11 protein-coding genes and 1 tRNA gene are annotated in these 12,046 nt (G+C 59.8%); 6 read left to right on the forward strand and 6 right to left on the reverse strand.

What is annotated here, in order from left to right; all coding sequences use genetic code 11:
• The 5 genes from ACRXB1_RS18330 to ACRXB1_RS18350 form a co-directional block, all read left to right on the forward strand.
• Positions 1 to 613: class I SAM-dependent methyltransferase (locus ACRXB1_RS18330; protein ID WP_449492792.1), on the forward strand; the 613-nt coding region annotated here is incomplete at its 5' end.
• Entirely contained in the window at positions 613 to 1,071 is a 459-nt protein-coding gene (rnhA, locus tag ACRXB1_RS18335; protein WP_062167206.1) for a ribonuclease HI, read from the forward strand. The genes ACRXB1_RS18330 and rnhA, both read left to right, overlap by 1 nt.
• A 12-nt stretch (positions 1,072 to 1,083) precedes the next feature.
• Positions 1,084 to 1,821, forward strand: a complete 738-nt coding sequence (gene dnaQ, locus ACRXB1_RS18340; RefSeq protein WP_062167208.1) for a DNA polymerase III subunit epsilon — start codon at positions 1,084 to 1,086, stop codon at positions 1,819 to 1,821.
• Between the two features lie 78 nt (positions 1,822 to 1,899).
• A tRNA-Val gene (locus tag ACRXB1_RS18345) sits at positions 1,900 to 1,974 on the forward strand.
• 374 nt (positions 1,975 to 2,348) lie between these two features.
• Complete coding sequence (locus ACRXB1_RS18350; protein WP_449492793.1) at positions 2,349 to 2,678, forward strand: hypothetical protein; 330 nt, start codon at positions 2,349 to 2,351, stop codon at positions 2,676 to 2,678.
• Between the two features lie 3 nt (positions 2,679 to 2,681).
• Here the strand turns inward: ACRXB1_RS18350 and ACRXB1_RS18355 are convergent, their stop codons facing one another.
• From ACRXB1_RS18355 to ACRXB1_RS18370, 4 genes are all read right to left on the reverse strand, one after another.
• Positions 2,682 to 4,343 carry a tetratricopeptide repeat protein gene (locus tag ACRXB1_RS18355; protein WP_449492794.1) on the reverse strand — a complete coding sequence of 554 codons (1,662 nt, stop codon included), beginning with the start codon at positions 4,341 to 4,343 and terminating at the stop codon, positions 2,682 to 2,684.
• 426 nt (positions 4,344 to 4,769) lie between these two features.
• On the reverse strand, positions 4,770 to 5,243 hold the full coding sequence (locus tag ACRXB1_RS18360; protein WP_449492795.1) for a DUF2214 family protein: 474 nt from the start codon (positions 5,241 to 5,243) through the stop codon (positions 4,770 to 4,772).
• A 47-nt stretch (positions 5,244 to 5,290) separates the two neighbouring features.
• The gene (locus tag ACRXB1_RS18365) at positions 5,291 to 6,112 is read right to left on the reverse strand and encodes a hypothetical protein (protein WP_086382070.1); all 822 of its coding nucleotides are present in this window, start codon (positions 6,110 to 6,112) and stop codon (positions 5,291 to 5,293) included.
• 287 nt (positions 6,113 to 6,399) lie between these two features.
• On the reverse strand, positions 6,400 to 7,464 hold the full coding sequence (locus ACRXB1_RS18370) for a glycosyltransferase family 4 protein (RefSeq protein ID WP_449492796.1): 1,065 nt from the start codon (positions 7,462 to 7,464) through the stop codon (positions 6,400 to 6,402).
• Positions 7,465 to 8,423: 959 nt separating this feature from the next.
• Here ACRXB1_RS18370 and ACRXB1_RS18375 point away from each other — a divergent pair.
• Positions 8,424 to 10,262 carry an ABC transporter ATP-binding protein gene (locus ACRXB1_RS18375; protein ID WP_061999927.1) on the forward strand — a complete coding sequence of 613 codons (1,839 nt, stop codon included), beginning with the start codon at positions 8,424 to 8,426 and terminating at the stop codon, positions 10,260 to 10,262.
• A gap of 62 nt (positions 10,263 to 10,324) precedes the next feature.
• Here the strand turns inward: ACRXB1_RS18375 and otsA are convergent, their stop codons facing one another.
• On the reverse strand, positions 10,325 to 11,704 hold the full coding sequence (otsA, locus tag ACRXB1_RS18380; protein WP_449492797.1) for an alpha,alpha-trehalose-phosphate synthase (UDP-forming): 1,380 nt from the start codon (positions 11,702 to 11,704) through the stop codon (positions 10,325 to 10,327).
• A partial coding sequence (gene otsB / locus ACRXB1_RS18385; protein ID WP_449492798.1) for a trehalose-phosphatase occupies positions 11,701 to 12,046 on the reverse strand: 346 nt, incomplete at its 5' end. The genes otsA and otsB, both read right to left, overlap by 4 nt.

Raw genomic sequence — 12,046 nt, forward strand, 5'->3', positions numbered from 1 at the left:
TACCTTGCCGAGCGATTGCCGCGCGCCCCACAAACTGAGCGAATTGAAGCCGAGAATGATCAACTGGCCCTCGGGCCGCAGCGCCGTATGGTGCGACCTGCTGGACTTGCCGTTCGAGGCGCAGAGCGTGGATCTGCTCGTGATGCCGCATACGCTTGAATTCACGAGTGATCCGCACAGGCTGTTGCGCGAGGCCGAACGCGTGCTGATGCCCGAGGGCCAGTTGATCATTCTCGGCTTCAATTCGCTCAGTTTGTGGGGCGCGCGGCAATCGCTCGGCAAGGTCGCCGGCAGGCCGTTCGTGCCGTCGGCGCATGAAATGATCGCGTTCACGCGGATCAAGGACTGGATCAAGTTGCTTGGATTCGATCTTGAACGCGGGCGCTTCGGCTGCTATCGTCCGCCGCTGCTGACTGATCAGTGGCTTGCGCGCTATCAATTCATGGAAGCCGCAGGAGACCGCTGGTGGCCCATATTTGGCGCGGCCTACATGATCACCGCCATCAAGCGCGTGCGCGGCATGCGCCTGATCGGGCCTCGCAAGCTGAAAAAACCCGCCCTCGCACCGGGCCTGGCCCCGGTCGCCACGCCGCACACACGCAACGAGCATTGATGACCTTGAATTCCACAGACAAAGTAATCGATATCTACACGGACGGTGCCTGCAAGGGCAATCCCGGCCCGGGCGGCTGGGGCGCGCTGTTGCGCTTCGGCGACCAGGAAAAGGAGTTGTTCGGCGGCGAGACGCCGACGACCAACAACCGCATGGAGCTGATGGGCGTGATTTCGGCGCTCGAGGCACTGAAGCGTCCGTGCCGGGTCGTGATCCACACCGATTCGCAATATGTGCAGAAAGGCATCAGCGAATGGATCCACGGCTGGAAAAAGAAGAACTGGATGACAGCCGCGAAAACGCCCGTCAAGAACGCGGATCTTTGGAAACGGCTCGATGCACTCGTGGTCCAGCACCAGATCGAATGGCGCTGGGTGAAAGGCCACGCCGGCCATCCGGAAAATGAACGCGCCGATGCGCTCGCAAATCGCGGCGTGACTTCACTCGCCGAAGGCTAACTTTCTATCTCCATGCGCCAACTCGTACTCGATACCGAAACAACCGGCCTCAACGCCCGCACGGGCGACCGTATTATCGAAATTGGCTGCGTCGAGCTTGTGAATCGACGGCTGACCGGTAACAACCTGCACTTCTACGTGAATCCGGGGCGCGACAGCGATCCGGGCGCGCTCGCGGTGCACGGCCTCACTACGGAATTTCTCAGCGATAAACCCAAGTTCGCGGACATCGCCCATGAGTTGCGCGATTTCGTGGCCGGCGCGGAGCTGATCATCCATAACGCACCGTTCGACGTTGGTTTCATGGACGTCGAGTTCGCCCTTCTCGGCATGCCTTGCGTGAAGGAAGTCTGCGGCGGCGTGATCGACACACTGGTGAACGCGAAGCAGATGTTCCCCGGCAAGCGCAATTCGCTCGATGCATTGTGCGACCGGTTTGGCATCAGCAACGCGCACCGGACGCTGCATGGCGCCCTGCTCGACTCGGAGTTGCTCGCGGAAGTTTATCTGGCGATGACGCGCGGTCAGGAAAGCCTCGTCATCGACATGCTTGGCGAAATGCCGACGTCCGGGCCGGGTCATGCGCCGCGTATCGCGCTGGATGATCTGCAGTTGCCGGTGCTGCTCGCATCGGAGGAAGAATTGAGTGCGCATCTCGCCGCACTCGATGACCTGGACAAAGCAGTCAAAGGGACCAGCGTTTGGAGAATCGAAACGGTTGTTGGTGTCGAGGTTTCGGCGGCGCCTTGAAACGGGACCCGAATTATTGAAGCGCCGGAAGATTCTCTTTACGAAACGGCGAAGCTCTGACATAATCCAAAGCTCTTCGGGTGGTTAGCTCAGCGGTAGAGCACTGCCTTCACACGGCAGGGGTCACAGGTTCAATCCCTGTACCACCCACCAGGATTTCGCGGTTGAATTTGCATCGCGTAGAAAAGGCCCTCAGGCGAAAGCTTGAGGGCCTTTTTTTATTCGCGCACCTGCTTTGCATCGCTCACGCCGCATCACGCTGATGCCATCCCCACAATCAGACTTCGATGCCGGCCCGCCATTCATTGACCGATCTCAAAGTGCGGCTCGGAATTGTCCCATCGCGTTTCAGATTGCGCCGATATCCACCCTACCTTATTAAATTTACACTCGCTGATTCAATTTGATTTCGAAAATTAACGCGGCTCGCGTCGCAGATAAAGCATTTTTTTCAAAACGCCAGATTGAATCAGGTTAATAAAACAATTGTTCATCAAACTGGACAAACTAACTCGATGAGGTTTCAAGTGGACTCCAACGACTCAGTCAACAAATTCATGGGCGGCCTGTTCTTTGGTGCTCTCGTAACCACCGTCATAGCGTTGGCAATAGGATTTCTCGTCGATTCGTTTTCAGTTCTCGCCCGATTACACTCGCTGCATCAAATCCTTGTTTCGGCAGTCGTCGCCGCACTTACGCTGATAACACGTCCCGTGTTATTAAAAACCGTCTGGAGCAGCCGACGCGACCCGTTTCTCCTCGACCAAGACGTCACCGCGATTATTCAAGGAAGAGCCTTGGGAATTGTTTTTGGAATTATTATGGCAATCCTTATCCAAAACTATGTTATCGGCTGAAAATCACATATTCAAATCGAGTTGGATACTGGCCGGTTCCTTGCCGACTTGAAGATGTCCGTTCCCCGTAGCATGTAAGAGGCCATTATCGAGTACAAGTTGCTGTTGCAAGGCCGTAGCGATCTGCGTCAGCACCTCGTCCCAGTCGCCCTTTTGCCGCTGGTTGAACAGACGCACGGTGGGATACCACGGGCTGTCATCCCGATTACGCAACCAGCGCCAGCAACCGGCAAAACGGTTGAGCAGCCATACCGGCTTGCCCATCGCTGCGGCCAGATGCGCCACCGACGTATCGACGGCAATCACCAGGTCGAGATTCTCGATCAAGGCAGCGGTGTCCGCAAAGTCTGTGATGTCATCCATCCAGTCGATCAGCCTCGCCTTGCTGGCGACGTCTGCGCGTTTCGAAGGGTTATCGGATTTTTGCAGGCTGACCCAGCGGATGCCGGGCATTGCGAGCAGCGGCGCGAATTGGGCAGGTGCCAAGCTGCGCCATTTGTCTTCGATCATGCCCGAATGGCCGCCTGCCCAGACCACACCGACGCGCGGCAATCCGGGCTCAGGTAACGCAGCGAGCCTGGCACTCCATGAAGCCGCGCGTGCGGGATCGGCAAAGAGATAAGGTATGTCGGCCGGGATGTTGTCGAGACAGGTGCCGAACGCCATGGGCAATGACATCATGGGGCAGTACAAGTCCCAGTGGTCGAGGTCGGGAAGTCCATAGTCAAGCATGACAAGGCCCGGCCAGCGCGGACAGAGCGACTCTTCAAACACGCGGCGCAAGGCGGGAGGGCAAATGAAGCCGACCTGCGAAAAGCGCTCCAGCGCCAAAGGCAGGTAGCGGACAAACTGCAGACTATCGCCGTTACCTTGCTCCGGAACGACCAGCAGACGTACTCCGCGTTCGGGGGAATGTTCTACGTGAAAGCCCAGCTCCGGACGTTCACCCCGCCATTGCGGGAGTGAAACTCGCGGGCGTGCGTCTGTCGACAGGCTTCCATCCGCCTGGACGAAATTAGCCCAGCGATCTTCGTAATGGCGCCACCCTTCGTCGTAACGTCCGGTTGCCAACAGGACCGTTGCAAGATGACCGCGCGCACTGAGAAAATCCGGTGCCAGCTCGATGGCCCGCCGGAAAAGCCGCTCGGCGTCCTCCAGGGCGTCCAGATCCGCTGAAACAAGGGCAAGATTGCCGAGCACCTGCACGTTGTCCGGTTCGAGCGCGAGCAGCTTGCGATAGCTGATGGCCGCGTCGTCGACAAACCCTTGCAGGAACAGTGCTCCCGCTTCGCAGAAGCGCATCTCGATCGAGTCGGGCTGGAGGGCGAGACCTTGCTTGGCTGTTCGCAGCGCACTGGCGTAAGCCCTCGAGTCGAGTTGAATGTCGCACAGCGTGGTGTAGAAATCCGGATGAGGATTGATTTCCAACGCGCGCTCGATCCACCTTTGCGCTGCTTCTAACTGGTCGGAATCGCGCGCCAGCAGCCCGCGCAAATAAAGGGCGCCGGCACGCCCTGAATCCTGCTCGAGGATTCTATCGACGGCAGCTTGCGCCTTGGCGATATCACCGCTTCGGCGCGCTTCGGCGGCCTGGTCATACAATGTTTCAATCTCGTCCAGTGGCATGCGCGAGAGGACGGGGGTGTTGCAAGAAGTGGTATGCATTCTCGGATAAGTCGGCTGCGCGCGCCTGCTGGACAACCGCAGCGTACGGCGGGTTTTTTTGATACGGTGTCCTGATTGTCAGAGGTGGTTCGCTCGGTTCTGGCAGACGCCGAGAATTCCAGATGATCTCACCGCAGCAGTCACGCTGCCGACCTCAGCGCGGTCATATTTCGACGCATGGCTACCATGGGCTGAATCTTCCAGGCCAAGAGTCAGGGATTTTCGATCGAAAGGTCGATGTAGTCGGCGATCGAGCCAAGGATGACAGCCGGACTAAACACAGCCTGCAAGTGTATCGGCTTCTTCAGGCAATAAAACGCCAAAACACGTGACTTTGTGTCGCAAAGAATCTGCCGAATCGGGATAAAACTCATCGTCCGCGCGATAGCTGAGCTTCAGGCACATCGGATATGGCGCGTACGCAACCTACCCCGCCCAAATCCCTCGCGCCATTCCCGTTGCCGCGATCACCATCACGATGATCAAGCCACCTTCGGCGTCGCTTATCGCGGCGAACCTGCGTGCCTTCACGAGATCGATTGGCATGCCACGGCCGACGGCCAAGCGCCATTTGATCAATGCGATCATTGGCGAGATTTCAATCAGAAGGGTCAGTACGAGCGCCGCCATCTTCAGGTGGAAAAGCGGCTCGTGCAAATAATAAGCACTGCCTTTTTCGAAACCGCCGAACGCGCGCACGGCGCCCGTCACCAGCAGGATGAGCGCAGTGATGCCCCAGATGTTATCGGCGCGGAAAACCTGTTTGAGGCGCGTGGAATTGGCGCCGGTTGAACTAGCGGGATCGAGCTGGCGTAACGCTCTTGCCCGGCCGAAGGCCGCCGCGAGCGCGAATCCAAACGCCAGCAAATGAATGGCTGCGAGACACCAGCGAGCGAGCATGCGGTCCCCTGCGAATAGGTACGGCCAGAGAGCTCACGTCAAGCTCGCTAGCCGAGGCTTTGACCCAACTGACCCAGCGACGCTTCGAGCGCCCGCGCCGCCTTCCGGTCACCTTCGCTGCCGAGCGATGTGCGGAACACGGTCTTGCGATTATGTCCGGCTGCTGCGGGCGAATTCCACAGCAATTCCATCTTGGCGCGAGCTCTGCGTCCAAACAAACCGCGCTTGGCCGGAGCCGCGGCGGCCACGGTCTCGGATGTCCTGAAACTCTCGGGCCACTTCACCGATAACTCCCGCGCATCGTACTGACCGAGCTTGCGGCTTTCCGCCCAGACCACGGCGGTGCGAGTGGTGTTATCGATGGAAATAGCGTACCGGCCAATTGCAAAGCGCCGCGCCGCGAAGTTCGAACGCCAGAGCGCGCGCGGGCGGCAAATCCACAGCACCACGGCATAAAGCGCGGGTGCGACGAGCAGCCAGCCGTTGGTCTCCGCGAGGGCGTGCACAGCGTTCTTCCAGCCGGCAGTCCACGTAAAAAAGCCGACCGACCAGACCGCAAATACGAAACTCAGCAGCGCAAGAAAACGCAACGCCTGCCGCAACCATTGCGGCAACGGATGCAGCGGCCGTTCGGCGCGCGCGCGGGCGCCCGGGAGAAAAAGCAACAGAAATAACAACACGAGGTTGATGCACGCCCAGGGCGATGAAGTCATTGCGCGCATGGATGAGAAATAGCCCATCTGCGACATTGAGAACATCCAGCGCGCGACGAGAACGAGCCCGATCGCCCGCAGCGCGAACACGGTGCCGGCGCCGGCGATAGTCACGGCGGGTGCCCCCCTCGCGCTACTCTGCTTCGTTCTCACCAAAACTTCGCTCCTGTTCACGACTGTCCTCGTCCGCACGTTTCATTTGTTCTGCCAGCGCGCGATTTGATCCTTGCTGGAACTCCACGTTCAACTATCCAGATCCGCCAATTGCGTCTCTTTTTGGCGAATTCAGCACATTATATGGAGAATGTCGAAGCCACCATGAGGCTTGCCCCTCCAAGCCGCCGATAACCCTCCCAGCTTGGCCTTGCAGTGTGTCAAAACAACAACGCCCCGTGCGCCTGACGGCGCACGGGGCGTTGTTGGGTGACGCGTAAAAGCGCGTTTTAGCTGGCGTTGACTTCGCGCAGTACTGTGCGGCGCTTCGAGCGCAACAGCTCTTCGTACGTCTGGACGTAACGCGCGGCCATCACTTTCGAGGAGAAACGCGTTTCAAACGCCTGACGCACCTTGGCGCGCGGCAGCGTATGGAGACGCTTCACGGCGGCGATCGCGCTGAGTTCGTCTTCCACCACAAAACCCGAAACGCCGTTTTCGATCACTTCCGGCACCGACCCGCGATTGAACGCAATCACCGGCGTCCCGCACGCCATGGCTTCGATCATCACCAGGCCAAACGGCTCCGGCCAATCGATCGGGAACAGCAGCGCGTGGGCGTTGCCGAGAAATTCGGTCTTTTGCTGCTCGTTGATTTCACCGATGTATTCGACGTGCGGCAGCGCGAAAAGCGGCTTGATCTGCTCTTCGTAATAAGCACGGTCGGCGTTATCGATTTTTGCAGCGATCTTGATCTTCATGCCCGCTGCGCCGGCAATCCGAATCGCCCGGTCAACGCGCTTTTCCGGCGAGATACGGCCGAGGAACGCAAGATAGCCCGGCTCCACGTTGGGGACCGGCGTCAGCAGGTTTTCCGGCAGCCCGTGATACACCGTCGAGAGCCAGTTGGCTTGCGGCAACGGCTGGCGCTGGTTGTCCGAGATCGACACGACCGGCGCTTCATTGAACGTACTGAAGATCGGCTGCAGTTCCGGCAAGTCGAGACGGCCGTGCATGGTCGTCAGGAAAGGCACCGGCTGGCGCGAGAACAGCGAGAACGGGTAATAGTCGATGTGAAAATGCAGCACATCGAATTCATCAGCACGGCGGCGCACTTCTTCCAGCAGCAGCATGTGCGGCGCCATCGTGTCGCGGATGGTCGGGTCGAGGCGCAGCGCCTGCGGCCAGAACGCTTCGAGCTTTGCCGACGTTTGCGAATCACCGCTCGCGAACAGCGTGACGTCGTGACCGGCTTCAACGAGGGCTTCGGTCAGATAGGACACCACGCGCTCCGTGCCGCCATAGAGCTTCGGGGGGACGGCTTCGTGGAGAGGCGCGATTTGAGCGATTCGCATGTCGAAAACTCCTAATAATGTCAGGCAAATTGATGCGCTTGGCATCGGTCATGTTGATCAAGCGAATCGCCCACCCGGGCTCGGCGCGGTGCTGGTTCTCCAGCGGAATGGCCGAAAGCACGAGAAAAATCGCGATGCTTCGCTGTTGCTTGGGTGTTTCGGGCTTGAGCCCTCCCGCCCTGTTGCTTCGGACGTCTGTTTCGGAGGATGACCCGAAAAAGCAAGATCGGGTCCATCTCGTAAAACTGGCGCACTTAGCGATAAACGCACGACCTGCGGGGCCGTTGACCGGAACCTACAACTACCTGTCAAAAAATCCTAGGGCAAACCCGCACGAAGTATCGCGGTTTTTGCACAGCTTTCAAGTCGACATTTCAACTTATTTAGGTTGTTACAGCGTCGATACACTTTGCAAACCCTTGTTTTCCAAGGCTGTTCTACATTGTACGAACACGCCGCAGTACGCTTTGGAGTGAGACCCAAAAGCAGACCGTTGCGGTGCGATCAAACCCGTGACGCCGCCGCGGCTGGCCACAAGCTCCTGCAATGCGTTTTCAAAGCGTTTTCGCCCACAGCGGGTCCGCAACGTGCTCCAACCCTCCGCAGGAAGTTGCAGGAAGTAACTGGCTGAAGCAGCAGTCATTCGCCCGATGTATGGCGAACGGCAGCAAGTCGTCTGCGCGGCGATCCAGGGTGTGGGGCGGCTTATCGGCAGGCATCGATATCCGTCAAGGCGGACCGCTTTCGCTGAAATTGCGTCAGTTCTGATGGATAAGTGCCACGGAAAGGACTACGCGAGGGGATTTGGCTCGTTACACTGGCTACAATTCAATAATCGTCGCTGCCCGGCGTTTGTCTGGATTGCTGCATTGGACGCCCGGAGGACTGCCCGACGCGCCTTGCTTGTGACCACGGCAAGGCACCGCGCTCAACCGCTCTACTCGACCTAAAACGACCAATTGGACCAACTCACCGTTTCTCAGCGTAACGTACACAACGCCAAGCTAGCGAGCTATGCGCATCGCCCGCTCGCGTTCCTGTTTCGTTACATCCGCCGGCACCCTGTCGCTCACACCATCGTACTGGTTAGCGTGCTGGCCGCTGTCGGCTGCGCGCTCGCCTCGCAGTACGCGATCAAGCATCTGATCGATGTGCTCGGCCAGGGCCGCGGTCATCCCGGCCCGCTCTGGGCGGCCTTCATGATCCTGGTCGGCCTGATCGCCGCCGACAACCTTCTGTGGCGGGTCGGCGGCTGGGTCGGCGCGCACGCATTCGTCATTGTCACGGGCGACTTGAGGCGCGATCTGTTCTCCTACCTGAGCGGTCACTCCCCCACCTATTTCTCCGAGAAACAGCCCGGCATGCTCGCGAGCCGTATCACGGCGACATCGAACGCGATCTATACCGCCGAAAACACCATGGCGTGGAACGTGTTGCCGCCTTGCATTGCGGTGATCGGCGCCATTTTCATGATCATCGCCGTGAATCCGTTGATGGCCGGCGGCCTGATGCTCGCGTCCGCCATTCTCGCGTTCGTGCTGTATCGGCTGGCCGGGCGCGGCTCGGCCCGGCATCACACATTTGCATCGAAAGCGGCGTCGGTCGACGGCGAACTCGTGGATGTCATCGGCAACATGGCGCTCGTGCGTGCGTTCGGCATGACGTTTCGCGAACAAAAGCGCTTCGGTTCGACGGTCAAGGCCGAAATGGTCGCGCGCCAGCAAAGCTTGCTGTACCTGGAGAAGTTGCGCCTTTTCCACGCGGTCGTGACGGCGATCCTGTCCGCCGGACTGCTTGGCTGGGCATTGTGGCTGTGGTCGAAAGGCCAGGCGACGTCCGGTGACATCGTGCTGGTCAGCTCGCTCGGCTTCACCATTCTTCACGGCACGCGAGACCTGGCCGTGGCGCTGGTGGACGTGACGCAGCACGTCGCGCGCCTTTCCGAAGCAGTTCAGACGCTGCTCGAGCCGCACGGCATGCCCGACCGGTCGGACGCGGCTGAACTCGTGCCGCAAGGCGGACGTGTCGACTTTGAGGAAGTGACGTTCGCATATCCGCGCCGCCGTCCTATCCTCGATAAATTCAATCTTCACATTGAACCGGGTCAGCGCGTCGGGCTGATCGGCAAGTCGGGTGCGGGTAAATCGACGGTGCTCGCCCTGCTGCAGCGCTTCTACGAAGCGCAAGGCGGCGCGATCAAGGTCGACGGACAAGATATCTCACTGATCACCCAGGACAGTCTGCGCATGTCGATTGCGCTCGTACCGCAGGATATTTCGCTGTTCCACCGCACCGTGTACGAAAACCTGGCATATGGGCGGCCCGATGCAACGCGCGAGGAAGTGCTTGCGGCTGCTCGTGAAGCGCGCTGCACCGATTTCATCGAAGCGATGCCTGAAGGGTTCGATACCATCGTTGGCGATCGTGGCGTGAAGTTGTCGGGCGGCCAGCGCCAACGGATCGCCATCGCGCGCGCGATCCTGAAGAACGCACCCATTCTTCTGCTCGATGAAGCCACGTCCGCGCTCGACAGCTCATCGGAAGAAGCGATTCAGCAGGCGCTCGACCGGCTGATGGTCGGCCGCACGGTGATCGCGATTGCGCACCGTTTGTCGACGCTGCAGGGCTTCGACCGGATTATCGTGATGAGCGCGGGCAAGGTGATCGATGACGGTTCGCCGCAGCAATTGCGGGATCGTCCGGGTTTGTATCGGGAATTGTTGTCCAAGCAGCATGGGAAGTTGCCGCCGACCACCATGCCGTCGCAGCAGATTGCGGCGAAGGCCGAACAGACGTAATCAGCCGCTCAGCCAGTTGAAAAGCCGCTTCGGTGCCAATACCGAAGCGGCTTTTTTGCACCTCAAGCCTGCAGGTCGCGCATGAAGTTGTCGCGCCAGACGGAGACGTTGTTCTCGCGGAGCTGCGTGAACATCTCGGCGTGACGGGCCCTGCGTTCGGCCAGCGGCATGGCAAGCGCTGCGGCCAATGCGTCGGTCATGCCGGCGATATCGAGCGGATTCACAATGAGCGCGCCGTTCAATTCCTGCGCCGCGCCGGCAAACTGCGACAACACCAGCACGCCGGGATCGTCCGGGTCCTGCGCTGCCACGTATTCCTTCGCCACCAGATTCATGCCGTCGCGTAAAGGCGTGACGAACCCGACGTGCGACGCATGAAACAGCGCAGCGAGCACAGGCCGCTCATATTGCCGATGGATATACCGGATCGGCGTCCAGTCCAGTTCGGCGTACCGGCCGTTGATGCGCCCCGATTCCGCTTCGAGCTGCAGGCGGATGTCCTTGTACGTGTCCATGTCGGCACGTGTAGGCGGTGCGATCTGTACGAACGACACGTTGTTGCGCTGCGCGGGCTCGCGTTCCAGCAATTTCTCGAACGCACGAAACCGCTCGACGAGACCCTTCGAATAATCCAGCCGGTCCACGCTCATGATCAGCTTGCGGTCACGCAGCGTGGTCTTCACCGTCTGCACTTCGCGCCCGCTTTCGCCGTCCTTGGCGAGCGAGGCGATCTCATCGGGATATACACCGATCGGGTAAGCACCCGCCCGCAGCGTCTTGCCGAACGCGCTCACCGCGTTCGGCTCGCCCGCGATGCGCGTAACCGTGCCGTTCGCCTCCGTTTCGATGTAATCGCAAAACGCGCGCAGATCCGGCGCGGTCTGGAAACCGAGAAGGTCGTAGGAACACAATGCTTCCGCCAGCACACGATGACGCGGCACGCTCAGCAGCACCTGCGCCGCCGGAAACGGGATGTGCAAGAAGAACCCGATGCGGTTTGTCACGCCCTCGTCGCGCAATGCCTGCGCAAACGGAATCAGGTGATAGTCGTGGACCCAGATGACGTCGTCGGGTCTCAGCAGCGGCGCGAGTTGCTTCGCAAGCCACCGGTTCACGCGGCAATAGCCGTCGAATTCATCGCGATCGAACTGGATCAGATCCGGCCGGTAATGAAACGCCGGCCACAGCGTCGCGTTCGAAAACCCGCGGTAGTACTGGTCGTAATCGCGCTGCGCCAGTCCGATGGTCGCAAACGTCACGCGCCCGCGCTCCTCCAGTCTGATGCCTTCGGGTGGATCAGCCACCACGTCGCCGCTCCAGCCGAACCACATGCCGCCGGTTTCCTTCAACGCGTCGTAGACGCCAACGGCAAGCCCCCCCGCCGCCGGTCCGCCTTCCGAGATCGGCGCAACGCGGTTCGAAACAATGATCAGGCGACTCACGACCGCAAGCCCTGAATACCGGCTATGTCTTGCAGCCAATCAATCAAAGCACTGACCGAATCGACGCGCGCATGCGCGAGCGTATCGCCGGCGCCGACCTTGATCGACAGACCGTCGCGCTCGTTCACGACCGCAAAGCCCTTCTCATCCGTCAGGTCGTCGCCGATAAACACCGGCCGGCGTCCCGTGAACGGCGGTTCATTAAGGAAAGCGCGCACCGCGCGGCCTTTATCGACGTCCTTCGGCTTGATCTCGTAGACCATCTTGCCGGGCTGCAGTACGTAGGCGTCGGCGTATTGCGCGACAAGTTGTTCCGTCGCCTCGCGCGCCGCCGGGCCGCGA

This window comes from Caballeronia sp. M23-90, from assembly GCF_053574605.1.

Coding starts and splice junctions, on each gene's coding strand:
- rnhA (WP_062167206.1), top strand. CDS start 613: ATGACCTTGAATTCCACAGACAAAGTAATCGATATCTACACGGACGGT.
- dnaQ (WP_062167208.1), top strand. CDS start 1,084: ATGCGCCAACTCGTACTCGATACCGAAACAACCGGCCTCAACGCCCGC.
- ACRXB1_RS18355 (WP_449492794.1), bottom strand. CDS start 4,343: ATGCATACCACTTCTTGCAACACCCCCGTCCTCTCGCGCATGCCACTG.
- ACRXB1_RS18360 (WP_449492795.1), bottom strand. CDS start 5,243: ATGCTCGCTCGCTGGTGTCTCGCAGCCATTCATTTGCTGGCGTTTGGA.
- ACRXB1_RS18370 (WP_449492796.1), bottom strand. CDS start 7,464: ATGCGAATCGCTCAAATCGCGCCTCTCCACGAAGCCGTCCCCCCGAAG.